The organism is Arthrobacter sp. MDT2-3 (assembly GCF_059090465.1).
In genome coordinates, this window is record NZ_JBNHFS010000001.1 from 63,979 (window position 1) to 89,289 (window position 25,311).

Here is a 25,311-nt window from a genome sequence, read left to right on the forward strand (position 1 = left end):
CATGGGGAACGTCAGGCGAAGTAGACGCCGATCCGGTTGCCGTCGATGTCCTCGATGCGGATGTCGATGTCGTACACGTCCCGGAGCATGGCCTGCTGCATGATTTGGCGGGGGCTGCCCTGGTGGACCAGCCGCCCGTCCTTCATGGCCAGGATGGTGTCCGAGTAGCAGGACGCGAAGTTGATGTCGTGGACCACCAGGACGATGGTCTTGCCGAACTCGTCTGCCAGCCTGCGCAGGAGCCGCATCATTTCCACCGAGTGCTTCATGTCCAGGTTGTTCAACGGCTCGTCCAGGAGCAGGTACCGGGTGTCCTGCGCAAGCACCATGGCGATGAACGCGCGCTGGCGCTGGCCGCCCGAGAGCTCGTCCACGAACTTGTCCGCCATGGGCGTCAGGTCCAGGTGGGCGATGGCTTCCTCCACCTTGGCGAGGTCCTCCACAGTGGGCCGGCCGCCGGAGTGGGGGAAGCGGCCAAAAGCCACAAGGTCCCGGACGGTGAGCCGCATGGTGAGGTGGTTCTCCTGCCGCAGGATGGCCATGGTCCGCGCCAGCTCCCGGCTGTCGGTGGCGGCGATATCCAGGCCGGCCACGGACACTGTGCCTGCCTCGAGCGGCTGCAGCCGGCTGATCAGCGAGAGGAGGGTGGACTTTCCCGCCCCGTTAGGGCCGATGATCGAGGTGATGCCGCCCTCGGGGATCACGCAGCTGACGTCCTCGAGTACCGCCTGCCCGCCGTAGCTCTTGGAGACGTTGCGGACCGCGATGGTCATTTCAGGGAGCCTTTCAGGAGGAGGTAGAGGAACAGGATGCCGCCGGCGAATTCGATGACCACGCTCAGGGCGGTGCCGAAGCCGAACACCTTTTCCAGGAGCAACTGCCCGCCCACCAGGGCCACGGCGCCAATCAGCACCACGATGGGCAGCAGCCAGGCGTGGCTGAAGCCGCGGCACAGCTGATAGCCCAGGCTCACCACCAGCAGCCCGAAGAACGTCACTGGCCCCACCAACGCTGTGGACACCGCCACGAGCAGCGAGCACCCCAGAAGGACCCGCATCACCACTTTCCGGTGGTCCACACCCACGTTGATGGCCACGTCGCGCCCCAGCGCGAGCACGTCCAGCGTGTGGCGCGCCCGCCAGACAACAGCACAGACAACAGCAACGATGACCGTGGAGACGCCCAGCAGCGCGGGATCCACATTGTTGAAACTGGCGAAGAACAGGTCTTGGAGGATGATGAATTCGCTCGGCTCCATCAACCGCTGCAGCAGGGAGGACAGGCCACGGAACAGGCTGCCCAGGATGACGCCCACCAGCAGGAGCAGGTGGAGGGAGCGGGTGGCGCCGGTGAACATCCAGCGGTACAGCAGCGCGCTGAACGCCACCATCAGCAGCACTTCAACGCCGAACTGCAGCGCGGGCGGGGCGGCCACCACCGCGGCGGCCCCGAGCGTGAACGCCATCACCGTCTGCACCAGGATGTACAGCGAATCGAAGCCCATAATTGACGGCGTCAGGATCCGGTTGGCCGTAACGGTCTGGAACAGGAGGGTGGACACCCCTACGGCAACGGCCACCAGCAGCATCGCGGCCACTTTGATGGCTCGGCGCGGCAGGATATAGGCGATATTGCCTTTGAGTTCGAAGAACAGGAAAAGGCAGACGACGGCGGCAGCGGCCGCGAGCAGGACTCCCACCACCAGTCGGGGGGAGGCGTTACGGATGGCGGCTTTGAGCTTGTGCGCTGCCCCCACGGCCTGCCCCTTCACATTGCCAGGGCTTTTGGCGGGTGGCAGCAGCGTTGTGCTTTCACGCATTGCGTTTCCTCAGGATCAGGGCGAGGAAGAGAATGGCGCCCAACACGGACATGACCATTCCCACGGGGACCTCGTAGGGGTAGCGGATGGTCCGGCCGATGATGTCGCACGCCAGCACGAAGGCGGCACCGAACAGGGCTGTCCAGGGAACGGCGCGGCGCAGGTTGTCGCCGAAGATGAGGGACACGATGTTGGGCACCACGAGTCCCAGGAAGGGGACTGCGCCCACGGTGGTGACCACCACCGCCGAGATCAACGAGACGATAACCAGGCCCAGCCGCATGGTCCGGGCATAGTTGAGTCCCAGGTTGGTGGTGAAGTCCTGGCCCATTCCCGCCACGGTGAAACGGTCGGCGCCGAGGAGGCCCAGCAGCATCAGGACGGCGACGATCCAGAGCAGCTCGTACCGGCCACGGAGGACCCCGGAGAAGTCGCCCATCATCCAGTTGCTGAGGGTCTGCAGCAGGTCGTAGCGGTAGGCGAAGAACGTGGTGACGGCAGCAATCACCCCACCCAGCATGATTCCCACCAGCGGGATGAGCAGAGTGTTGCGGGCCGGGAGCCGCCGCAGGATGGCCAAAAAGAGCGCGGTTCCCAGCATGGCGAAGGCGCTGGCCACCAGCATCTTGGCCAGCACCGGGGCCTGCGGGGCGAAGACGGTAACCACCAGGATCCCGAGGGTGGCTGATTCAACCGTCCCCACCGTTGAGGGCTCCACAAAGCGGTTCCTGGCCATGAGCTGCATGATCAGGCCGGCGACAGCCACCGCCATGCCGGCGAGCACCACGGCGAGGGTCCGTGGCACACGGGAAATCCAGAAAACCTCCACCGTGGCCGGTTCGCCCGACAGGAGGGCCGGAAGTGAGACGTCGCTGACGCCCACAAACATGCTGGCGGCCGCGAGGGCAAGGACGGCAACTGCGGCCGCAGCCAGGCCTGCACTGCGGCGGGCCTGGCTGCGGGTTGCCGGCGCAAGCGGGCGCACGGCGGTGGCGGTCATGGAGCTTGGTGCTCAGTTGGGTGGCGCTAGGCCACGGACTCGGCGACGGCGTCCACCATTGCCTTGACGTTGTTCAGGCCGTAACCCACGATGTACCAGCCGGCGGGATCAAGGTTGATGACCTTGTTGTTCTTGGCGGCGTTCGTGGACTGGACGAGCTCGTTGTCCAGGATGGGGTTGGCGGCGGAAGCTTCAGTGCCTACCGCTGTGTCGCGGTTGATGACGTAGAGGATGTCCGGGTTGGCCTGCTTGATGTATTCGAAGGAGATTGCCTCGCCGTGGCTGCCGTCAACCTTGACGTCTGCTGCCGTGGGGACGCCCAGGACGTCGTGGATGATGCCGAAGCGCGAGCCGGCGCCGTAAGCCGTCAACTCTCCGCCGGAGGTCAGGACGATCAGGCCCTTGCCGGCGTCGGCGGCCTTGGCCTTCGTGTCGGAGATGGTGGCGTCCACTGCGGCGAGCTTTTCTTCCACTTCGGCTGCCTTGTCGAAGATGGTTCCCAGCTTTCCGGTCTGCGCCTTGAAGCTTTCCATCGGCTGGGCAGCATCGATGGACAGGTCGATAGTGGGGGCGATCTTGCTCAGTTCCTCATACGCTCCCGCGGTACGGCCGGAGATGATGATGAGGTCCGGTTCGCCGGCGCTGACGGCCTCGAAGTCGGGCTCCTTCAGCGACCCGATTTTGCTGTACTTAGCATCGGCGTACTTGCTGAGCGCTTCCGGGTAGGCAGCTTCCGGCACGCCTGCGGGCTCAACACCGAGGGCATCCAGCGTGTCCAAGACGCCGAGGTCGAACGTGAAAACCTTCTCCGGGTTCACCGGGACGTTGGCGGTAGTGCCCTGGGCGTGCTCCACGGTGATGGTGGTTGCTTCGTCAGCGGGAGTCGCCGTCGCGCTTCCTCCGCAAGCGGTGACGGTCAAAAGCGCCGCTCCCGCCGCAAGTGCCCCCAGGTAGCTCGACAGCCTCTTCTTCACGTTTTTCTCCGCTCGGGTAATACGTCACAACTTCGTTGCCTAATGGTCCAGAGCCTATAAGTAAGGGAAGGCTAACTTCAAAACGGAAGTGGCAGTATCGAGTCATAAGTGGGAGAGATCACACACAACGACGCCGGCACTTGGGGAAGTGCCGGCGTCGTAATTGCGAGAGGGTTGCCGAAAAACCCGCAGGAACTGAGAGAGCGTCTAGGCGGGGGTTTGGGCGAGTTCCGCCTGGCGTTCCTCCACCAGGGTGGAGACGGCGTTGAACAACGGATGCCCGGGCTCCAGGCCTGTGATCCTCGCCGTGGCATCAGCCGGGCTGGCGGAGGCGAGGATTTCGGCGAGCTCTGTTGCCTCGGTATCAGCGGGATCGTTGAAGCGGAGGGCTGCGGCAATGGCTCCCAGAAGTGCCTCAGGCACCACCCCGCGTTCAGCGAGTTCCGCGGCCGGGCCGATGAACCGCTCGTGCCGGCTCAGCTTCCGCAGCGGGGCACGCCCCACCCGGTTCACCGTGTCCGGCAGGTACGGGTTGGAGAACCGGACCAGGATCTTCTGGACGTACGCTTCCTGCTCATCGTTACTGAAACCGTGTTTGGAGACCAGGAGTTGCTTGGTCTCCTCCAGCACCGCCCGGACGTCCTCGGCAACGTCCTGGTCCGCCATGGCGTCGGATATCTTCTCCAGGCCCGCCTCGAACCCGAAGTAGGCCGCCGACGCGTGGCCGGTGTTCACCGTGAACAGCTTCCGCTCGATATACGGCGAGAGGTCGTCCACAAACGTGGCACCCGGGATTTGGGGGGCGGCACCGGCAAAAGCAGTACGGTCGATGACCCATTCGTAGAACGTCTCCACCGTGACATCCAGGCCCTGGCCTGCTTCCTGGTTTGGCACAATCCGGTCTACTGCAGTGTTCGCGAACACCGCTTTGCCGTCCAGCGCCCCTGCGGCGGCCCCCGGCTGTGAAGCCATTTCCTTGGCCAGGATGTCGGTGGCGTTGATGGCATTCTCACAGGCCATGACCTGCAGCGGAGCCAGTTCTGCCCCCCTTGCCACGATGCCCCTGGCAATTACAGGCGCCACGAACTTCAGGATGTGCGGGCCCACCGCGGTGGTAACGATGTCCGCCGTCGCAATTTCTGCAACGAGCTCGGCCTCCTGCGTTTTGGAATTCAACGCCCGGAAGTTGTTCACCGTCCGCACCGCAGGGTTCTCCCCTACTTCATGCACGGCGTAGCTCTCGGCCTTGGCGAGTTCGGCGATGAGGTCCTCCGCTACGTCGGCAAACACCACCTCATAGCCTGCGTTGTGCAGGAGCAGGCCCACAAAGCCGCGCCCGATGTTTCCGGCCCCGAAATGTACCGCCTTCACTATGCGTTGACCTTTCCAAAGAGCTCCAGGACCTCGTCCTCTGACGTGGCGGCCTCCAGCCGGGCCACCTGTTCCTTGTTGGTGAAGACCTTCGCGATGGAGGACAGGATGTGCAGGTGTTCGTTGTTGATGCCGGCGACACCCACCACGAACTTGACCTGCTTGCCGTTCCAGTCGATGCCCTCCGGGTAACGGATCACGGACACCGCGGACTTCCGGATGTGGTCCTTGGCCGCGTTGGTGCCGTGCGGGATGGCCAGGAAGCTGCCCATGTACGTGGACACCGACTGTTCCCGCTCGTGCATGGCCCTGACGTAGTCCTCATCCACCGCACCGCGGGCCAGCAGGAGCCGGCCGGCTTCGTCGATGGCGGCATCACGGGTGGTAGCTGCTCCGCGGAGCACTACGCTCTCCCGGGCCAGGATTTCGGACGTTCCGGTCCCCGCGGGTTCGGCTTCGGACGTTCCGACGGCGGTGCCGGCGGCTCCTCCAGCTGCAGTTCCAGCCGCTAGTCCCGTCGCCGGTCCGGATGCGGACGCTCCGCCCGGTGTTCCCGCACCGGCGTCCGGACCTTCCATTACGGAGGCACCGTCGGTGTTGCTCTCCCTGACCAGTTCCACGATTTCGTCGTAGCGCGGGCTGCTCATGAAGTTGTCAACCGAATAGTGGACGGCACTGGAGGTGGCCGGCTTGGCGCGTTCGGTCAGGTCCTGGTGGGTGACCACAACGTCGTAGTCGTCGTTGAGGTTGGCGATGGAGGCGTTGGTGACCTTCACGTCGGGGAACCCGGCCGCCTTGATCTTGTTCCGCAGCACCGAGGCGCCCATGGCACTGGAGCCCATGCCGGCGTCGCACGCGAACACGATGTTCCGAACAGGTCCGGCCAGAACAGCAACCCCGCCGCCACCGGCAGCGGAACCCGCGCCCGTCAGGGTGGAGGACACGGAGCTCTTCTTGCCCTTCATCTGCTCCATGCGGGACGTGGCCGCGCTGAGGTCGCCCTCATCGCTGTGCTTGGTGGTCTTCATGATGACCGAGGCCACCAGGAAGGACGCCGCGGTGGCCAGGAGGACCGCCAGGATGACGCCCACGTAGCTGTCGCGCGAAGTCTGCGCGAGAACGGCGATGATGGACCCCGGCGCGGCCGGAGCCACCAGGCCTGCACCAGTGATGGCCAGGGTGGCGATGCCCGTCATGCCGCCGGCAATGGCCGCCAGGATCAGCAGCGGACGCATCAGCACGTACGGGAAGTAGATCTCGTGGATGCCACCCAGGAAGTGGATGATGGCGGCACCGGGAGCGGAGGCCTTGGCGGCACCGCGGCCGAAGAACATGTAGGCGAGCAGGATGCCGAAGCCGGGGCCGGGGTTGGCTTCCAGCAGGAACAGGATCGACTTGCCCTGCTCCAGCGACTGCTGGACGCCCAGCGGGGTGAGCACGCCGTGGTTGATGGCGTTGTTGAGGAAGAGTACCTTGGCCGGTTCGATGAAGATGCTGGTAAGGGGCAGCAGGCCGTTGTTGACCAGGAACTGCACCACGTTGCCCGCGCCGGTGCTGAACGCCGAAACCAGCGGCGAGATGCCGTAGAAGCCCAGCAGGGCAAGCAGTCCGCCCCAGATGCCGGCGGAGAAGTTGTTGACCAGCATCTCGAAGCCGGGGCGGATCTTGCCGTCCCAGATCGAGTCGATCTTCTTCATGGTCCAGCCGCCCAGCGGACCCATGATCATTGCGCCGATGAACATGGGGATGCCGGCACCCACGATCACACCCATGGTGCCGATGGCGCCCACCACGCCGCCGCGGACGTCGTAGACCATCTTGCCGCCGGTGTACCCAATCAGCAGCGGCAGCAGGTAAGTGATCATTGGTCCCACGAGGCCGGTGTTCGGCACCCCGTTTGTCTCGCCGAAGCCGCCCAGCTGTGGAACAGGCAGCCAGCCCTTCTCAATGAAGAGGGCTGTGATGATGCCCCAGGCGATGAAGGCGCCGATGTTGGGCATGATCATCCCGGACAGGAACGTCCCGAACTTCTGGACGCCAACCCGCATACTGGTGCGGGGTTTTGCAACTGTCTCTGTTGCCATGTGCTTTCCTAACCGTCATTCCCGCTGCTCCGCAGGATGGTCCGATACTTACGACGACGTACTGATAGAACTGTTGGCGCTTTTCAGCCCGCCGGGCTGGTGGAGATGCGGTGAAGCCATTCGAGGAAGAGTTTGAGTTCCGAGCTGGAGAGCTGGTCTGAGTGCGAGGCCTGAAGTGCGGCGTTCAGGGCGATCGCTGCCACTACCACCGATGATTTCCCGGTGTCGCCCGGGGCCGCGCCGCTGGCCGGCTCGGCGGACACCGCGAAAATCATGGCGTCCCGGGTCATGGTGGACAATTCGAGGTTCCGGTCGGAGGCGGGCTCCGCAATCAGCATCAGCGTCACGCCCACGTTCGCGGCCAGGATGGACCTGGCCGCTTCCCGGGGCTGGACATTCAGCTGGCCTGCCACCGCTGCCTTGTTCAGCATCTCCTCCATCAGCGCCTCGGCATCGGCAACGATGGCGGGGCGGCTTTCCGGGCGGATGTTGCCGAACATCACCAGGTACAGTTCCGGCTGGTTGAGCCCGAACTGCACGTGGTTGTCCCACATTCTCCGGATATCTTCGAGCGGCTGTCCGGAGGGGGCGAAATCCCTTTCGCCCGCAACATACTCTTCAAACCCTGCGGCGACGACGGCGTCGAACAGCCCTTCCTTGTCACCGAAGTGGTGGTACAGCGTGGGAGCCGTCACCCCTGCCAGCTGGGTGATCTGGCGGGTGGAAACAGGCGCTCCCGCAGAGTTTGCCAGCAGCTCGGCGGCTGCACGCAGCAGCCGCATCTTGGGGGGAAGCTGGCCATCCAAACTCATAACCGCTACCCTAGCACCTATAGCAATGCTATATGAACTGAATCACATACAATTTTTTCAGGCACGTTTCCCGCCTCCGGACGTAGCAGTCCTCCGGCGGACCGGCATGGCGCCGGACAATACCGGCGGGCCTGGCAACCGGCAGAGAATGAGGACCTTCAGTGCAGAACTTCCCAGGAGTAGGCGTCAGCCCAGGCCGCGTTATCGGCACCGTCCGGCAGATGCCCAAACCCATCAGCGAGCCTCCGGCCGGCGAGCAACTGGCAGCAGGCACCACCGCCGAGGAAGCCACAGCAGCGCTGAAGGCGGCCTCGCAGGCCGTGCACGATGAGCTCAAAGCGCGCGCCGCCCATGCCACCGGCGACGGCAAGGCAGTCCTGGAAGCCACGGCACTGATGGCCAAGGACACCATGCTGATCAAGGGTGCCGCCAAACTCGTTGCCCGCGGAACATCGGCCGAACGCGCCATCTGGGAGTCCGGCTCCTCCGTTTCCGAAATGCTCCACAACCTGGGCGGCTACATGGCCGAGCGCGCCACCGACGTCCTGGACGTGCGCGCCCGGATCGTCGCCGCACTGCGCGGAGTCCCCGCACCCGGCATCCCGGCGTCCAGCACCCCCTTTGTCCTGGTGGCCGAGGACCTGGCCCCGGCCGATACCGCCACCCTGGACCCGAACAAGGTTTTGGCCCTGGTGACCTCAGGCGGCGGACCCCAGTCCCACACCGCCATCATCGCCCGTTCCCTCGGCCTGCCCGCCGTCGTCGCGGCAGTAGGGGTGGACGAACTCCCGGACGGCACGGAAGTGTACCTGGACGGCGCCGCCGGCGCTGTCACCTCCGAGCCGGACGAAGCCTTGCGCGCGGCCGCAGAGGCGTGGGCGGCCACGGCTTCGCTGCTGGCCGAGTTTAGCGGCACGGGCTCGACGGCGGATGGCCACCTGGTCCCCCTGCTCGCCAACGTGGGCGGCGGCAAGGACGCGGAGGCGGCCGCCAAGCTCGGCGCCCAGGGCGTGGGTCTGTTCCGCACGGAGTTCTGCTTCCTGGAACGTGACACCGAACCCAGTGTTGAAGAGCAGGCCCTTGCCTACAAGAAGGTCTTTGATGCCTTCCCGGGCAAGAAAGTGGTCCTGCGCACCCTCGATGCCGGCGCCGACAAGCCGCTCCCCTTCCTCACCGACTCAACCGAACCCAATCCCGCCCTCGGCGTCCGCGGCTACCGCACCGACTTCACCACCCCCGGCGTCCTGGACCGTCAACTGGAAGCCATCGCGCTGGCCGAAAAGCAGTCCGAAGCGGACGTGTGGGTCATGGCCCCGATGATCTCGACGGCGGAAGAGGCAGCCCGTTTCGCCTCCATGTGTGCTGATGCCGGCATCAAGACCCCCGGCGTCATGGTGGAGGTTCCTTCCGCTGCCCTTACTGCGGAAGCCATCCTCCGCGAAGTGGGTTTCGCGAGCCTTGGCACCAACGACCTCACCCAGTACGCCATGGCCGCCGACCGCCAGCTCGGCCCGCTCGCCAACCTCAATACCCCCTGGCAGCCGGCCGTTCTGCGCCTGGTGGGGCTGACGGTGGAGGGATCACGCGCCGAGGGCAGCAACAAACCCGTGGGCGTCTGCGGTGAGGCAGCTGCGGACCCGGCGCTCGCCGTCGTCCTTACCGGCCTCGGCGTGAGCACGCTGTCCATGACCGCCCGCTCCCTCGCCGCCGTCGCTGCGGTGCTTAAGACGGTGACCCTCGAGGAAGCGCAGCAGCTCGCCAAGCTCGCCCTGTCCGCGCCCAGCGCCACAGAGGCCCGGGCGTGGGTGCGCGAAAGGCTGCCCGTCCTGGAGGAACTGGGACTCTGACGCTGCCGGCCCCCGCCCTGCCGGCGGGGGTCCGTCAGGCAGTAACGCCGAACCCGTTCACGGCCCGGACCCAGCCGCTGATGGCCTGGGCCGCGATTTCCGGTGCAGTGTGCTGGAAGACGTGGCCCTGGCCCAAAATTTCGGCCACCGTTCCCTGCTGGGCCACCTCTGCGAGACGCACGCACCAGGGCCGGCGGGCAATGGGATCTTTGGTTCCACGAAGCACCAGCACGGGCTGGCTGACCGCGGCCAGCCGTTCCTCCAGCGGGTATTCCATCATCACCGGCAGTTCGGTCAGGTACCAGCGCGGGCCCGCCCGGAAGTAGTCGCCGAACACGATGGCGTTGGAGGCCAGGGACTCGCTGAACATCGCGTCCCGCGTCAGCGCCATCGCCTGCCGGATCACCGATTTTCTGCTCGATTCCACCACTGGCCCCATCAGGACTGCGCCGGATACCCGCTCAGGTTCCTGCAGCGCCAGTTCCACCGCGAACTGTGTGCCCATCGAGTGGCCCACGGGCACGTAATTGTCCACCCCGGCCTCCGTCAGGACGTCCCCTACGAAGGCAGCGAATTCCTCAACCTGCAGTTGGCGCCCGGGGTTTGACGACTTCCCGAAGCCGGGCAGGTCGAAGGAATAGACGTCCGCTGCTTCTGCCAGTTCCTCGTGAAGCCGGGCCAGGTAGCGGTGGGAGACACCGATGCCGTGCAGCAGCACATAAGTGGGCCGGGCTCCCATCTCTGCCGGTTGGACGGAGGCGTAGAGCCTTCCCTGCAAACCGCCGGATTCAACGTCCCGGCCACCAGTTAATGCCATCAGCCGAGCATACCGCCGGAGCTGGAAAGCCACCGGCAGGCCGGGACGCACGAGTGAACCTGTCACATCGGCAGGCCGGTGATCCACCGGTAGGCTGGGGCCATGGCACTGATTGCTCCCAGGATGGCCGGCGCCCTTCCGCCCGACGACGCCGTAAAGCTGCAGCAGGCCCTGGCCGGCAGCGACGACATCACTGTTTTTGTGGACGGCACTGTCCACCGCCTGCCGCCCCTGGCGAGGGACGCCGTGGTAGACCTCCTGCAGCGGTTCAGCCGCGGCGAGGCTGTGACCGTCAGCAGCGTGGAGGAAATGCTGACCACGTCAAAGGCTGCAGAACTGGCGGGAATTTCGCACACCTACCTGCGCAACATGACGGACCGCGGCGAGATTCCCGTGGAGTACCGGGGCAGCCACCGGCGCATTCCCCTGGCGGCGATCATGGCGTGGCTGGAGGGGCAAAAGAAGGACCGGCAGAAAAAGGCGGTTGCGGACCAGGCTGACGGGGACCTCAGATTCGGGGCCGAAGGGCCCAGCGCCGCATCTTAAGGGCAGCATGCAGTTCCAGGCGGGGCATCCCTTTCAGCGGATCCACCCCCAGCAGTTGCCGGATCCGGCCCAGCCTGTTGTAGATGCTGCTGCGGTGCAGGTGGAGTTTGGCGGCAACATCCTGGACGGAACCGTCGTTGTCGTACAGCAGTTCCAGGACCGGGATCAGTTCACCGTTGCGGTCGTGGTCCTCAAGGGTTCGGAAGTAGACGGACCCGGAGTCAGCCCAGGCGCCGGCCCCTCCCCCGGCAGAGGCCAGCAGCTGATAGACGCCGGTGGACCGGCAGTCCACGAGCTCCCCGAGCTGGGCGTCCACTGCGGCGGCCTGTGCAGCGAGCTTGGATTGCCGGTAGGCCTCGGCGAGTTCCCGCGGCCGGGCAAACCCTTCGCTGATACCTAAGATGATGCGGTGAACCGGCCGGCCGGAGCGCTTTGCGAGTTCCAGCTGGTAGTGGACCAGGACCTGGGCGTGGTTTGCGCGGCCCGATGACTCGCGGAACAGCACCACGGAGTGGGTCTCCGTTCCGGCGCTGAAAAGGGCGGCATCAACACCCACCGTTGCCTGGAGTGCTGCCGAACGGTGGATCAGGGTTGAGGCGATGGGATCCGGCCCACCCGCCCACCCGTCGGCGTCGAGCACTGTAACCATCTGCCACGGCCCGCGGCCCTGAACCTCTTTCCAGCCTGCCACCGCCGCCACCGCATTTGCTTCCCCCGCACAAGCTGAAAGGAATTCCCGCTCCCGCCCGCGCCGGAATTCGGACTCGGCGGTGTTCGAATCGAGGAGCAAACCGGAGAGCATCTCGAGCTCGTTGGTGACCGTTGGCAGTTGCGTGAGGATCGACGTCGGATTCTCCTCCACAGAGTCCTGCTGCACCCAGAGGTAACCCACCCGGAAGCCGCGGACCATCAGCGGGACACAGACGCGGCCCAGCATTCCAAGGTCAGGGTTTGCGGGAACCGCGACGGGGCGGACGGCCGTGGCAATACCGTGGGACAGCTGCCAGGCGCTGACATCGGCCGGTACCTTCTTGCTGAGCAGGAAGTTCACGCGGACCCGGTCGGCGTGGGACTGGTTGGAGCTGTACGCCAGCAGCACGCCGTCCAGGTCTTCCAGGGACAAGCCGCGGCCCAGTTTCTGCGCCACCTGCTCGACCAGTTGCTCCACGCCCTGCTGCTGCATGGCCCAACACTACTGCCTTTGCGCTGGCCTGCACGAACGGACATGAGGCGACACCTGACGCCCAGAGGCTAAACAAATGTCGATTCTCTTGTGCTGTAATCCGCGGAATGGCGGGGTTCTTAATTCACCGACCCTTGCTTCACATGTCGGCTGGCTCACAATCGGATTTATCGTGGAAACACAGAATCTTCCGCACTTTCCGGCTTACCAGCCGAGAACCTGGAGCCCACGATGATCATCGGTGTCCCCAAAGAAATCAAGAACAACGAATTCCGGGTGGCCATCACCGCCGCCGGCGTCCACGAGTTCCGCACCCACGGCCACACCGTGCTGGTGGAACGCGGCGCGGGACTGGGCTCAGGGATCACAGACGAGGAATACGCCATCGCCGGCGCCGAGATTGTCAACGACGCCGACGACGTCTGGGCACGTGCGGACATGGTGATGAAGGTCAAGGAACCCATCAACGCCGAGTACCACCGCTTCCGCAAGGGCTTGATCCTCTTCACCTACCTCCACCTCGCCGCCGAGCCGGAACTTACCCGTGAGCTCATCAACTCCGGCGTCACCGCCATCGCCTACGAGACCGTCCAGGAAGGCCGCACCCTCCCACTGCTGGCCCCCATGTCCGAGGTAGCCGGCCGGCTCTCCGTGCAGGTGGGCGCCGCTTCCCTGATGGCCCCCGCCGGTGGCAAGGGCGTGCTGCTGGGCGGCGTGCCCGGCGTCCGGCCCGCAAAGGTAGTTGTCCTGGGCGCCGGCGTTGCCGGAACCAACGCAGCCGCCATGGCACTGGGCCTGGGTGCCGACGTCACCATCATGGACATCAACATCAACCGCCTGCGCGAGCTGGACGCCCAGTACCAGGGCCGGCTGAAGACGGTGGCATCGAACTCCTACGAGATCGAAAAGTCCGTGGTGGACGCCGACCTGGTAATCGGCTCCGTCCTCATCCCGGGCGCCAAGGCCCCCAAGCTGGTAACCAACGAGCTGGTGGCCCGCATGAAGCCCGGTTCAGTCCTGGTGGATATCGCCGTGGACCAGGGCGGCTGCTTCGAGGACACCCGCCCCACCACGCACCAGGAACCCACCTACAAGGTCCACAACACCATCTTCTACTGCGTGGCCAACATGCCCGGCGCCGTCCCCAACACCTCCACCTACGCCCTGACCAACGTGACCCTGCGGTACGCCGTGTCCCTGGCCAACCTCGGCGTCAAGGCCGCCTTCGACCGCGACCCCGCCCTCGCCGCCGGCCTCAACATAGCCGCAGGCCACGTGGCACACCACTCCGTGTCCGAAGCGCACAACCTGCCCCTCGTAGCGGACTGGCACGAACTGGTTTCTGCGTAAGTCTTGACTCGACCCGCTGCGCTGGACGACACACATCCTCTGCGTGCTGGCTCCTTCGTCGCCTGGGCCCACGCCAGCAGGGTTCCCTGGTTGAGCTTGTGAGGTTAGGGAGCTGGTGGGGAGCACGCTGCCGGATGTCTGTGGTCCAGCGTTGTCGTTTAAACCCTGCCGCGGGCCAGTTCGCGCGCCTCTTCTATTAGTTTGAGGGACTCGACGGCGTCTGCGGGGTCTACCGGGAGCGGCAGGGGTGAGGTGGCTCCGCCGTCGAGGATTTTGTCCGCCAGGAGCCGGTAGAACTCAGGGTAGGCGCCCCGCTCGGTGGGGAGGGCATCCAGGTGGCCGTCGCGGCCCAGGAGCCCTGCCCACTCCGGTGCCTCCTCGCCGTACTCCGCGTCCAAGGGGCTGCCGCCGGCAACGATGTACGGCTCCTGCGGATCCACACCGTTCTTGGTGTAGCCGCCGACGGAACCCAACACACGGAACCGCGGGCCCTGCTGCGCGCAGAGCATGTTCATTGTGAGGTGGCTCAGCACTCCTGAGGTGTGCCGCAGCACCAGGAAGACGTCGTCGTCCGCCCGCTCGTCCGCGCGCCGGGCCCTCAGCTCGGCGTGGACCACCGTCGCGGGACCAAACAGCAGGAGCGCCTGGTCGATCAGGTGGCTGCCGAGGTCGAACAAGACGCCGCCCCCGTCCGAGACGGTGGCGTGCGCCTTCCACGCTTTGGCGATGGCGGGAGACCACCGCTCGAACCGCGACTCAAACCTGGTCACCTTCCCCACGGCGTCCGCTGCCAGGAGTTTCCGGAGCGTCAGGAAGTCCCCGTCCCACCGCCTGTTCTGGAACACCGTCAACACCCGGCCCAGTTGTTGGGCGAGGGCAACAAGCTCCTGTCCTTCCTCGCTGGTCACCGCGAACGGCTTATCCACCACCACATCCAGGCCGGCTTCCAGCGCTGCCTTGGCGAGCGGGTAGTGCGTGGCTGGCGGGGTGCCCAGGACCACGAGGTCAAGGTCAGCGGCGCGCGCCAGGACAGCATCGCCGTCGTGCACTGTCCTCACGCCGGGGTAGCGGGCAGTGGCTGCCTTCTGCCGCTCCACGTTGGACGTGGCGATGAAGTCCAGCGAGTAGCGCGCGTCCGTCCCGATCAAGGGCGCGTGGAAGACGCTGCCGGACAGGCCGTAGCCGACGACGGCCGTGCGGATGGTGCGTGGAGCGGCGGAGTCAGTCATAGGGCTACGGTACTCCGGCACGTGTGCGCCGGTCCCCGAAGTGTTCAAAGGTGAGAGAGCGTTCCGGAAAAAGCCGCGGGACGTGATGGAGCATTCCGGAAAAAGCCGCGGGACGTGATGGAGCATTCCGGAAAAAGCCGCGGGACGTGATGGAGCGTTCCGGAAAAAGCCGCGGTAAGTGATGGAGCGTTCGGAAAGGGGGCGGCGGTTCGGGCACGGCGAAGGCCGGCACCCCCGATTTTCCAGGAGATGCCGGCCTCGCCGTGTTGCCGTATTTGCCGTAGTCAGTTGCTCTTCAGCTGAGGCGGGGTTTTACTTCTTTTCCCAGCCGAGGGTGGTCCAGTCCGGAACCTGGGACAGGCTCTGGAACAGGGACGGGCCGTAGTTGGCCAGGCCAGTGCGGACGAAGGAGATCTGCGGACCGTTCATCACCACGCCCATGGAGAAGTACTTCGCCATGTGCTCCTTTTCAACTTCCATTGCCGCCTTGTTGCGCTCGGCGTTGTCCTCGATGGATGCCAGATCGGCGATCTTCTTGTCCAGTTCGGCATCGCCCAGCTGGTTTTCGTTGGTCTTGGAGTCGTAGTACTGCTTGACGGCGGACGTGGCGTCCGGACCGACTGTGTAGCCGGAAACGCTCATGTCGAAGTCGCGGCCACCAATCACCTTGCCGAAGTCGGCGGAGGCGCGCTGGTCGATGCCAACATCCATGCCGCCGGCTTGGAGCTGCTTCTGCAGGGTCTGGGTGAAGGCGAGGGTGGTGGGATCGTCACCGAAGTTGCTGATCTTGAAGGCTGCGGGCTTGCCGTCCTTCTCCATGATGCCGTTGGCGTTCGCGGTGTAGCCGGCGTCGGTCAGCACCTTCTTGGCAGCATCGGGACCGGTTTCCTTCACGGGGTAGTTGTCCTGGTAGTACTCGGAGAAGGGCAGGAGCATCATGGAGCCGGAGCTGGGCTCTTCCCAGTTCAGTCCGTTAAAGCGCACCTTGCGGAGGGCTTCACGGTCCACTGCCGCGAAGATCGCCTTGCGGACTGCGACATCGGTGATTTTCTGGGCGTTGATGTTCATGCCGCCGGCGAAGAGACGCTGGCCGCGCCGGACCTCGGAGTCCTTGGTGCCTTCGAGCTGCTTGTAGAGGGCGATGGTGTTGGCGGACATCGCGTCGATCTCGCCGTTTTTGAAGGCCGCGATCTGGGCGCTGGTCTCGAGCTGGCGGAACACCACGCTTTCCAGGACCGGCTTGTTGCCCCACCACTTCTCGTTGGGCACCAGGGTTACCGTCTTGGCTGCGGTATCGTACTGGTCCAGCTTGAACGGGCCTGCCATCCACTCCGGATGCAATTCCCCGTTAAAGCCTTCGTTGAAGATCTGCGGAGTGTTCACAGCGGGGTGGATCAGGCCGAAGAACAGGTCCTCCAGCGGGTACACCGGCCGGCTGGTCTTGACGATGACTTCCTTGTCGCTGCTGCCCGCCTCGACGGATTCAACAAACTCGTACGCTCCCGAGGAGACGATGTCGTAGCCGGCATCGGGGCTCTTCAGGATGTTCCAGGTGTTCTGGAAGGCCTTGACGTCAATGGGGGTGCCGTCATTGTAGGTGGCCTTCTCGTTGACCTTGATGGTGATGGTCTGCTTGCCATCCTTGACTTCGTTCGTGACCTCCTCGCAGAAGTCCTTATTGGGCGAGGCCTTGCCCTCGAAGTCGAGCTTCCAGCAACCGCCGATGCCGCCGCTGTTTACAGCGACAGGGTTCATGGGAATCTGCAGCGCGGAGTTGTCTGCGCTGTTGCCGTTGTTCGAGAAGCCGTTGAAGTCCGGGCCGATGTTGCCCAGCGGAAGGGTAACCTTGCCGCCCTGTTCAAGATCTGCGGCGGGCTTTTCGTTAACGCTGATGAGCTTGGACAGGTCGCTGCCTGCTTCCTGCCCCTTTGCCGTTTCCGGCCCTGTGGCCCCGCCACCGCCGCTGCCGCAGGCCGTCAGCGCCAGAGCAGCAGCAATGGCCGCCGCTCCGCCGATCTTGTTCAGTTTCCTCATGGTGTTCCCTTCGTTGTTGCAGGTGGTGATGCTGGTGATGGGTCGAAAAAACTTAAGGTGCATGGTGGTCCGATGATTCGTGGACTACCAGCATGTCCTCGTCCAGTTCCCCGTCCGGGAAGAAGCAGGCGAAGCGCTGGTCCAGGGCCGGCAGCGGCTGGGCGGCCAGGGCCAGGGCCGCTGCCGAGGGTGCCACCGGTTCCAGCGGGGGCTCCAGAGTGAGGCACTTTTCCTGTTTCACCGGCGGCAGCGCCGCGAAAACGGGGCACCTGGTGGCAAAGTTGCAGCCCTTGGGGGCGTCCAGCGGGGAGGGCAGGTCGCCCCGCAGGATGATCCGCTCCCTGGTCTTCTCCACCTGCGGGTCCGGTACCGGGATGGCCGAGAGCAGGGCCCGGGTGTAGGGGTGGCGGGGGTTGTCGAACACCCGGTCCACTTCACCGATCTCCACAATCTTGCCCAAGTACATAACAGCCACGCGGTTGGAGATGTGCCGGACCACCGAAAGGTCATGGGCCACCAGCAGGTAGCTGAGCCCCAGCTCGGCACGGAGCTTGTCCAGGAGGTTGATCACGCCGGCCTGGACGGAAACATCAAGGGCGGAGACAGGTTCGTCCAGGACCACCAGCTTCGGATTCACGGCCAGGGCGCGGGCAATGCCGACGCGCTGGCGCTGTCCGCCGGAAAACTGGTTGGGGAAGCGGTTGACGTGGTCCGGCTGCAGGCCCACCAGCTTCATCAGTTCCATGATGCGTGTCCTGATGGCCTGCTTGTCCATGCCGGCGTTCTGAAGCGGCTCGGCGAGGACTTCGTAGACCGTGAACCGCGGGTCCAGCGCCCCGGTGGGGTCCTGGAACACCATCTGCATCTCGCGGCGCATCGCATTCTTGGTCCGGGCATCGGCAGCCTGCTTGTTGCTGATGCCGCCGATCGTCACCTCGCCGTCCTGGTCCTTGTGGAACTCCATGATTTCCAGCAGGGTGGTGGTCTTTCCGGAACCGGACTCGCCAACGATCGAGAAGCACTCACCCTCGCGGATGTCGAAGCTGACACCGTCCACGGCCTTGACGGTGCCGATCCGGCGCTTCAGCAGCGCACCCCTGGTCAGGGGGAAGTGCTTGCGCACGTCCTTGAGCTGCAGGACCGTGGAGCGTTCCGTACGCGGAATGGCATCAAAGCGGGACACCGCCACCGGCGGGGCCGAGAAGACGTCGTGGACGTCGACGTCGCCGCCAAGGGACCCGGACTTGATGCAGGCGGCGCGGTGAATCGCACTTCCGGGCACCGCCGCCAACGCCGGCTCGCCCTCCAGGCAGGCATCTGTTGCGAGGGGGCAGCGGGGTGCGAAAGAGCAGCCGGTGGGTGTGTGGAGCAGGTTGGGCGGCATGCCCTCAATGGGAACCAGGGACGCCTTCTCCGCCACGTCGACCCGCGGCACGGCGCCGAGCAATCCCATGGTGTAGGGCATCCGCGGGTTGTAGTAGATGTCGTCCACTGCGCCCGTCTCCACGGGCTTGCCGGCGTACATCACCATGATGTCGTCTGCCATCCCGGCCACCACGCCCAGGTCGTGCGTGATCATCACGACGGCGGCGCCCGTCTCCTCCTGGGCGGTATGCAGCACCTCCAGCACCTGCGCCTGGATGGTGACGTCCAGGGCCGTCGTCGGCTCGTCAGCGATGAGGACGCGCGGGTTGTTCGCGATCGCGATGGCAATCATCACCCGCTGGCGCATGCCGCCGGAGAACTCGTGCGGGAAGGCCTTCAGCCTGTCCTTGGGGCTGGGAATGCCCACCATGGCCAGGAGTTCGACGGCGCGGGCTTCTTTTGCGTGCCTGCTCATGGTGGGGTTGTGGATGGTGAGTGCTTCCACAATCTGGGTGCCCACGGTGTACACCGGCGTCAGGGACGACAGCGGGTCCTGGAAGACCATGGCCAGTTCGTTGCCACGGTACTCGCACATGGCTTTGTCGCTGAGGCCCAGCAACTCCTTGCCTTTGAGCCGGACGGACCCGGATATTTCCGCCGTGGTGGGGAGGAGCCCCATGATGGCCAGGGACGTAACCGATTTGCCGGAGCCCGATTCCCCCACGATGCCCAGCGTCTTCCCGGGCAGGAGGTCAAAATCAACGCCCCGGACTGCGTGTACTACGCCGTTCTCGGTGTTGAAGCGGACGTTCAGGTCGCGGACAGAGAGGACTGCGTCCGTGGCGGCGTGCAGGCCGGCGACGTTCAGCCGCTCCACTGTTGATTGTGGCTGTTCGGCGTGGCCGGCGGCAATTTCGCTGCTCATGAGGACTTCCCCTTAACACGGGTTTTCAGGGCGCTGCGTTTTTTGGCGCTGCCGCTTGAGCTGGAGCTGGGGTCGAAGGCGTCCCGCAGTCCGTCGTTCATCATGGCCAGGGAGCCTGTGAGCAGGAACATCACGGTCAACGGCACCCAGAACATCCAGGGAAAGGTCTGTACCTGCGATGTTGCGCCGCCGATCAGGACCCCCAGGCTGACGTCCGGAACTTTGATGCCGATGCCGATGAACGAGAAGGCAACCTCCGCAAGGATGGCGCCGGTGACGCCGCGGGTAATGTCGAGCACCAGCAGGGAACCGATATTGGGAACCAGGTGCCGCCAGACGATCCGGCGCGGCGGGACACCCATGTACTGGGCGGCTTTGACGTAGTCCCGCTGCATCAGGGACATGGACAGCGACCGGATCAGCCGGGCTGTGCCCATCCAACTGAAAACCAGCAGAACGATGATCAGCAGCAGCCAGGAGGGCAGGTCCCGCTTCAGCCCTTCCCCTCCCCCGCTGGTGGCAACCGCTACCACCAGCAGTGCCGGCATCATGATGAGCGCTTCGAGGACAAAGAGCATCACTTTGTCCACCTTGCCGCCGAAGTAGGCCATGGTGCACCCATAGACGGCGGCAATCAGGACGGAGACAAGCCCCACGATCAAGCCGATGAGGATGGAGATCCTGGTGCCTTCGACCGTCATGGCATAGAGGTCAATGCCTGCCTGGGACGTTCCGAGGAAGTGCTCGGCCGAGGGAGGCATACCGATGTTGAAGGGATCGATGGTCTCCTTGTCCCAGGGGGTGAAGTAGCCACCGACAAAGGAGAAGACGGTCAGGGCCAGGAAAATGGCAAGGCCTGTCACGGCCGTCTTGTTGCGCATAAAACGGCGGAAGATGATGGTGTTCTTGCCGATGATGACATCGGCGTTTTCCAGGTGGGCGTCCTGTGCGACGGCGGCCGGGTCCACGGCGTTGAGGTTGGTCATGGCTACTGCACCCGCACTCTCGGGTCAACGAGGGTGGTGGCGAAGTCCGCCAGGATGGCCCCCAGGGCGAAAATAACGGAACCGTAGGCCAGCGTGGCGGTGGCGGCGTTGACGTCCTGGAGCGAGATGGCGTCGATGCTCCAGGAGCCGACACCGGGCCAGGCGAAGATTTTCTCCGCAAAGAAGCCGCCGGCAAAGATCGCCGGAATGGTGAAGGCGATGCTTTGGGCTACGGGAATGAACGAGACACGCAGTGCATGCCGGGAGATCGCTTGGTTCCGGGTCAACCCCTTGGCCCGGGCGGTCCGGACAAAGTCGGCGTTCACGTTGTCCAGGAGATACTGGCGCTGCGCAATCTGGTACGAACCCCACCCCACCAGCGTGATGGCGATGGTCGGAACCGCGTAGTGCGCCAGCATGTCCACGAACTGCGCCCACCCCGGCTCTATTCCGGGCGTGGAGATGCCGGTGACAAAAAAGATGCGCTCCCCCACGGTTTCGTTGATGTTAATGGCCCCCAGCTGAACCAGGAAGTACGCGATCGGGGCAGGCACGATGTAGGCGAGGTAGCTGTAGGACGTAATGACGCGGTCTTGGAACTTGTACTGGCGTGCTGCCGAATAGACTCCGAGTGCCACGCCGATGACGAGTGTCAGGATGATGGAGGCAAGGAAGAGCCGGGTGGAGATCCACACCCGGTCCCCGAACTCCGCGTTGATGTACGCGCCGTTGGGGCTGCGGCCCCAGTCCCAGCGGGTAACGATGGCAGTCAGCCATTCCACGTAGCGCTCCCACGGGCTCAGGTCCGGGTCCAGGCCCTTGAGCCGCATCGAGTTTGCCACCTGCTCCGGGGTGGGCCGGGGTATCCGTTCCTGCTCCAGCAGCGCGGGCTTGAGGGAACTGACCGCCAGGAAGTAACCCGCCGAGGTGGTCAGGAAGATCATAAAAGCGTACGTGATGCCACGCTTGGCGAGGTACCTGAGCATGGCGCTAGTTCAGCTTCGCCGCCGGCAGCTGGACGGTAAAACCCCGCGGTGTCAGCAGGCGGGCCAGGCTGTTGGGCAAATCAACAATCACGTGCTGGATCCTTCCGTTATCCCCGGATCAGCGGGGGTTGTGCCGCCTCATCGGGTCCTCTGCCAGCGGTAGCTGGGCTCCCGCAGCCTTTGCAGGCCTAGCCCTGGTGGACTATGTCGCGGGTCACATTCCAGAGGAAACTATCACAAGCCGCTCCCCAAAAAGGGCTGGTTGCGGGCAAACCCACCTGCCCGTATCAGATCGTTATGAATAATTCTGTAAATTTGGTGTGACAGGGCTCAAGAACAATGACCGGCGAAGTCTAGGAAGCGGTGACAACCCGTGTGACAAGCTCCCGCCACGAGTCATTGAGCCGGTCACTACTCACCCCATGCACCCGAACCAGATTTAGGAGCCGGTCCGGCGCCAGGGTGGCGCCCAGCGAACGCGCCATCAGCCAAGGGTCGGCCCCGAACCCCTCCTCCCTGAGCAGCACCTCGATATGGCGGTACCACAGGGCAGCTGCGGGAACTTCAAAGCGGCCCCGGGAGGTGTTCTCCGCTGCGAGCGCCAAGTCACCAAACTCCATCACGTAGGCAATCCGCTCCACGCCGAAAGCAACCAGGCGTTCCAGTCCGGGCGCGCCGGGGCCCAGGGGTGGCGGCCCGAACATAAAGCGGGCCTGGAAGGCGGCCTCGGACTCGCTCAGGAGCGTGAGCATGAGCCCGGCACGGCTGCCAAAGCGGCGGAATACGGTGCCTTTGCCCACCCCTGCGTGCTCGGCGAGCCGGTCCATAGTCAGCCCTTCTGCCCCACACTCGCCGATGAGGCTCCGGGCAGCATCGAGCAGGCGCTCCCGATTCCGCGCGGCATCGCTGCGTTCCACCGCTTCACCCGGCGACAGTCCGGGGCTCATTGGGATGAAGCTCACAGTCCACATTCTAGACCCCGGGAATAAGAACCGGACCGTAGTCCGTTTAGATGGGTGAAGGCAGCAAGAGCCTCAGCCATTACCCGGCCAGCGGACCCCTCCCGCCGCCCCTACCCCAGGAGTTCCCATGACCAAGAGCACCGTACTCACCCTCGTCGGCAGCCTCCGCGCCGAATCCACCAACCAGAAGTTGGCCGAAGCAATCCAGTTGAACGCTCCGGAGCAGGTGGACGTCGTCATCCACGAAAACCTTGGCAACATCCCCTTCTACAACGAAGACATTGACGTCGAAGGCCAGGTTCCCGCCGCTGCTGCCGCCCTGCGCGCCGCAGCCAACGACGCCGACACGCTCCTCCTGGTCACCCCGGAGCACAACGGCACGGTACCCGCAGCACTGAAGAACGCCATCGACTGGCTGTCCCGCCCCTTCGGTGCCGGAGCCCTCGCCGGTAAGCCCACCGCCGTCGTCGGCACTGCCTTCGGCCAGTACGGTGGAGTCTGGGCCCAGGACGAGGCCCGCAAGGCAGCAGGAATCGCCGGCGCCCAGATCCTTGAGGACGTCAAGCTCGCAGTGCCGGGTTCAATGGTGCGCTTCGCCGAAGTCCACCCGAAGGACGATGCAGAGGTCGTGGAGCAAATCAAGGGCGTTTTTGATGCCCTCGCAGCTTCCCAGCCTGCAGCATAACCAGCCTTCCGCGGTGCCCGGTGCATAATGCGCCGGGCACAGCTGTTTAAGCTGCGCCGCTGCGTTCACCGTGCCGGAGCGTCCGGCACGGTGCGTCCCGCGGAACTATGGCTGAGAAATCCAATCGTTGCTAGCGTGACGGAATGACGCCCTCGAAGACCCCGGCCGAGATCCTCGACATCGGTGGCGCGGAGGTCCGCATCTCAAGCCCGGACAAAGTGGTGTTCCCCGGGCCCGGGCTCACGAAGCTGGACCTGGTGCGGTACTACCTTGCGGTGGCGGATGGCGCGCTCCGCGGCGCCGGCGGGCGGCCCATGGTGCTCAAGCGTTTCCCGAAGGGCATCGACGCTGAGCCGTTCTTCCAAAAGCGCGTGCCCGAGAACCGCCCTGACTTCATCGACACGGCCACCCTGCACTACGCGTCCGGCACGTCGGCCGAGGAGGCTGTAATCCGGGATGCCGCAGGACTGGCGTGGGTGGTGAATCTTGGCTGCCTGGACCTCAACCCGCATCCTGTCAGGGCGGAGGACCTTGAGCATCCCGATGAGCTTCGGGTGGACCTCGATCCGATGCCGGGCGTGGACTGGTCACAAATCGTGGATGTCGCCTATGTGGCACGGGAGGTACTCGGTGACATGGGACTGGTGGGCTGGCCGAAGACAAGCGGCTCCCGGGGACTTCACATCCTGGTGCGCATCGCGCCGGAATGGCCCTACCGTGACGTGCGGCTTGCCGCGGAGACCCTTGCGCGCGAAGTCGAAAACCGGGCCCCCGGACTCGCCACCGCCCGGTGGTGGAAGGAGGAGCGCGGCGAGAGCGTGTTCGTGGACTTCAACCAGAACGCCAAGGACCGCACGGTGGCATCCGCATATTCGGTCCGGCCCCTCCCCGACGCCAGGGTCTCCACGCCGCTTTCCTGGGATGAGGTGCGCTCCTTCCGTCCCGACCAGTTCACGGTCCTCACAGTGCCCGCGCGCTTCAAAGACGTGGGTGACCCCCATGCAGGGATCGACGAGGCCGCAGGCAAACTGGACAGGCTCCTGGCCCTGGCGGAGGAGTTGGGGCCTGCGGAGAAAGCGCCGCGCAGCGGTGACGGCTCCGGCCGCCGGCAGTCGATGATGCCGCTCATCGAGGTGGCCCGCACCAAAACCAAGCCTGAAGCCCTCGCGGCGCTCGACGAATGGAAGTCCCGGCATGCGGACCTCGTCCCGGCCCTGCACCCCGCGGACGTGCTGGTGGACGGGATGCGCGGATCGAGTTCGCTCTGGTACCGGGTGCGGGTGAACCTGCAGCACGTCCCCGAGCCGGAGCGGCCGCCGCAGGAAGAACTCATCGCCGACTACGACCCCTGGGCGGGCAAGGAATGGCCGGGACGTCCGGGGACCTGAACGGAGACTGCCCAGTCCCCCGACCTCCCGGGCCGTGATCAACTCTTATCCCAACCGGTATCTCGTGGACATTCTTTGGCGGACGGGCCAGCCGTAACGTTAATCCACGGACGTACCGGGACGGGATTGCGGTGCAGGGATGGCAAGAGGGCCGATTGCTGGAAGGCGGATAACGGGCGCGCGCGCTCTAGTAGCGGCATCCGCACTGGCGCTTCCACTGTGGGCCGCCGCCTGCGTCAGCCCGCCCCCTCAACAAACGCCGCCGCCTTCCCCGGAGCCCCTGGTTGGCGCCGGCTCCACCCCCACCCTTGCACCCGCTCCTCCCGCGCCGGCTCCCCAGCCGCAGTCGCCGCCTCCCGAAGGCACAACCGGGGTGACGCCGGGCGTGGTCCCGCCCAGCCCGGCCAGGACCACGCCCCGCGGCACGCCCACGGCTTCGCCAACGCCCGAAGTACCACCGTTGGAGGGCCCCGTTACATCCGAGCCGGTTCCCTCGGGCAGTGCGGCGGCCCTGCAGACGGTGACCGCCTACTACGTGCTCGTGGACGACGGCGGCAGCAACGGCGTGCGGTTCGGCTGCAATGACAGCCTGGTGGGCGTAGCCCATACCAGGTCCGCCGGAGAGGACCCGCTTCCCGCTGCCATTCGAGCGCTGCTGGAGACGCCGGCTGATGCAGTCCCGCCCCAACCATCACCGGACGTCTATAACGCCCTCCGGGGCTCGGACCTGAAGTTCCTCTCGGGAAGCTTCGACGGCACCACCGTCACGGTGTACCTCGCCGGCACACTCAGCATGGGAGGTGTTTGCGACCTCCCGCGCGTAGAAGCCCAGCTGACACAGACGGCGGTCTCGGCCGTTGGGGCCATCCGGGCGGAGATTCATATCAACGGGCGCAGCCTGGCCGAGGCTTTGCGGCAGGACTAACAGGCGGGTTGCCGCTCACTGGT

At 65.1% G+C, this 25,311-nt stretch carries 21 protein-coding genes; 6 read left to right on the forward strand and 15 right to left on the reverse strand.

All coding sequences use genetic code 11. The annotated features are described in order from the left end of the window. Positions 1-11: 11 nt before the first annotated feature. From AC5RUQ_RS00310 to AC5RUQ_RS00340, 7 genes are all read right to left on the reverse strand, one after another. The gene (locus tag AC5RUQ_RS00310; protein WP_493945416.1) at positions 12-773 is read right to left on the reverse strand and encodes an iron ABC transporter ATP-binding protein; all 762 of its coding nucleotides are present in this window, start codon (positions 771-773) and stop codon (positions 12-14) included. Next, entirely contained in the window at positions 770-1,819 is a 1,050-nt protein-coding gene (locus AC5RUQ_RS00315; protein WP_493945417.1) for an iron chelate uptake ABC transporter family permease subunit, read from the reverse strand. The genes AC5RUQ_RS00310 and AC5RUQ_RS00315 overlap by 4 nt, the downstream gene beginning before the upstream one ends. Next, positions 1,812-2,819: an ABC transporter permease gene (locus tag AC5RUQ_RS00320; protein WP_493945418.1), complete on the reverse strand. Its 1,008-nt coding sequence runs from the start codon at positions 2,817-2,819 to the stop codon at positions 1,812-1,814. The genes AC5RUQ_RS00315 and AC5RUQ_RS00320 overlap by 8 nt, the downstream gene beginning before the upstream one ends. A gap of 26 nt (positions 2,820-2,845) precedes the next feature. Further along, complete coding sequence (locus AC5RUQ_RS00325) at positions 2,846-3,793, reverse strand: siderophore ABC transporter substrate-binding protein (protein ID WP_493945419.1); 948 nt, start codon at positions 3,791-3,793, stop codon at positions 2,846-2,848. Positions 3,794-4,000: 207 nt separating this feature from the next. After that, positions 4,001-5,164, reverse strand: coding sequence for a mannitol-1-phosphate 5-dehydrogenase (locus tag AC5RUQ_RS00330; RefSeq protein ID WP_493945420.1), 1,164 nt, complete (start codon positions 5,162-5,164; stop codon positions 4,001-4,003). Further along, entirely contained in the window at positions 5,164-7,248 is a 2,085-nt protein-coding gene (locus tag AC5RUQ_RS00335) for a PTS mannitol transporter subunit IICBA (RefSeq protein WP_493945421.1), read from the reverse strand. The genes AC5RUQ_RS00330 and AC5RUQ_RS00335 overlap by 1 nt, the downstream gene beginning before the upstream one ends. An 83-nt stretch (positions 7,249-7,331) precedes the next feature. Then, on the reverse strand, positions 7,332-8,060 hold the full coding sequence (locus tag AC5RUQ_RS00340) for a TetR/AcrR family transcriptional regulator (protein WP_430230679.1): 729 nt from the start codon (positions 8,058-8,060) through the stop codon (positions 7,332-7,334). A gap of 161 nt (positions 8,061-8,221) precedes the next feature. On the opposite strand from AC5RUQ_RS00340, the gene ptsP reads away from it, so the two are divergent. Beyond that, the gene (gene ptsP, locus AC5RUQ_RS00345; protein ID WP_493945422.1) at positions 8,222-9,907 is read left to right on the forward strand and encodes a phosphoenolpyruvate--protein phosphotransferase; all 1,686 of its coding nucleotides are present in this window, start codon (positions 8,222-8,224) and stop codon (positions 9,905-9,907) included. Positions 9,908-9,941: 34 nt separating this feature from the next. On the opposite strand, the gene AC5RUQ_RS00350 is transcribed toward ptsP, so the two are convergent. Next, entirely contained in the window at positions 9,942-10,724 is a 783-nt protein-coding gene (locus AC5RUQ_RS00350) for an alpha/beta fold hydrolase (protein ID WP_493945423.1), read from the reverse strand. A gap of 102 nt (positions 10,725-10,826) precedes the next feature. On the opposite strand from AC5RUQ_RS00350, the gene AC5RUQ_RS00355 reads away from it, so the two are divergent. Beyond that, positions 10,827-11,270 carry a helix-turn-helix domain-containing protein gene (locus AC5RUQ_RS00355; RefSeq protein ID WP_493945424.1) on the forward strand — a complete coding sequence of 148 codons (444 nt, stop codon included), beginning with the start codon at positions 10,827-10,829 and terminating at the stop codon, positions 11,268-11,270. On the opposite strand, the gene AC5RUQ_RS00360 is transcribed toward AC5RUQ_RS00355, so the two are convergent. Then, the gene (locus AC5RUQ_RS00360; protein ID WP_493945425.1) at positions 11,233-12,453 is read right to left on the reverse strand and encodes a PucR family transcriptional regulator; all 1,221 of its coding nucleotides are present in this window, start codon (positions 12,451-12,453) and stop codon (positions 11,233-11,235) included. The two genes, AC5RUQ_RS00355 and AC5RUQ_RS00360, sit on opposite strands and share 38 nt — an antisense overlap. Before the next feature lie 231 nt (positions 12,454-12,684). Between AC5RUQ_RS00360 and ald the strand changes: the two genes are divergently transcribed. After that, entirely contained in the window at positions 12,685-13,803 is a 1,119-nt protein-coding gene (gene ald / locus AC5RUQ_RS00365; RefSeq protein WP_493945426.1) for an alanine dehydrogenase, read from the forward strand. 158 nt (positions 13,804-13,961) lie between these two features. On the opposite strand, the gene AC5RUQ_RS00370 is transcribed toward ald, so the two are convergent. From AC5RUQ_RS00370 to AC5RUQ_RS00395, 6 genes are all read right to left on the reverse strand, one after another. After that, positions 13,962-15,032 (reverse strand): Gfo/Idh/MocA family protein, encoded by a 1,071-nt coding sequence (locus AC5RUQ_RS00370; protein WP_493945427.1) that lies wholly within the window; start codon positions 15,030-15,032, stop codon positions 13,962-13,964. A 312-nt stretch (positions 15,033-15,344) separates the two neighbouring features. Beyond that, positions 15,345-17,066 carry an ABC transporter family substrate-binding protein gene (locus tag AC5RUQ_RS00375; protein WP_493945428.1) on the reverse strand — a complete coding sequence of 574 codons (1,722 nt, stop codon included), beginning with the start codon at positions 17,064-17,066 and terminating at the stop codon, positions 15,345-15,347. A gap of 52 nt (positions 17,067-17,118) precedes the next feature. Then, positions 17,119-19,356 (reverse strand): dipeptide ABC transporter ATP-binding protein, encoded by a 2,238-nt coding sequence (locus tag AC5RUQ_RS00380; RefSeq protein WP_493945429.1) that lies wholly within the window; start codon positions 19,354-19,356, stop codon positions 17,119-17,121. Further along, positions 19,353-20,342, reverse strand: a complete 990-nt coding sequence (locus AC5RUQ_RS00385; protein ID WP_493945430.1) for an ABC transporter permease — start codon at positions 20,340-20,342, stop codon at positions 19,353-19,355. Before AC5RUQ_RS00385 ends, AC5RUQ_RS00380 begins: the two co-directional genes overlap by 4 nt. Positions 20,343-20,344: 2 nt before the next feature. Beyond that, positions 20,345-21,328: an ABC transporter permease gene (locus tag AC5RUQ_RS00390; protein ID WP_493945431.1), complete on the reverse strand. Its 984-nt coding sequence runs from the start codon at positions 21,326-21,328 to the stop codon at positions 20,345-20,347. Between the two features lie 353 nt (positions 21,329-21,681). Continuing rightward, positions 21,682-22,290: a TetR/AcrR family transcriptional regulator gene (locus AC5RUQ_RS00395; RefSeq protein ID WP_493945433.1), complete on the reverse strand. Its 609-nt coding sequence runs from the start codon at positions 22,288-22,290 to the stop codon at positions 21,682-21,684. Between the two features lie 127 nt (positions 22,291-22,417). On the opposite strand from AC5RUQ_RS00395, the gene AC5RUQ_RS00400 reads away from it, so the two are divergent. From AC5RUQ_RS00400 to AC5RUQ_RS00410, 3 genes are all read left to right on the forward strand, one after another. Next, positions 22,418-22,975, forward strand: a complete 558-nt coding sequence (locus tag AC5RUQ_RS00400; protein WP_163165200.1) for an NAD(P)H-dependent oxidoreductase — start codon at positions 22,418-22,420, stop codon at positions 22,973-22,975. A gap of 143 nt (positions 22,976-23,118) precedes the next feature. Further along, entirely contained in the window at positions 23,119-24,363 is a 1,245-nt protein-coding gene (gene ligD, locus AC5RUQ_RS00405; protein WP_493945434.1) for a non-homologous end-joining DNA ligase, read from the forward strand. Positions 24,364-24,736: 373 nt separating this feature from the next. Beyond that, positions 24,737-25,288, forward strand: a complete 552-nt coding sequence (locus AC5RUQ_RS00410; protein ID WP_493945435.1) for a GerMN domain-containing protein — start codon at positions 24,737-24,739, stop codon at positions 25,286-25,288. Positions 25,289-25,311: the final 23 nt, after the last annotated feature.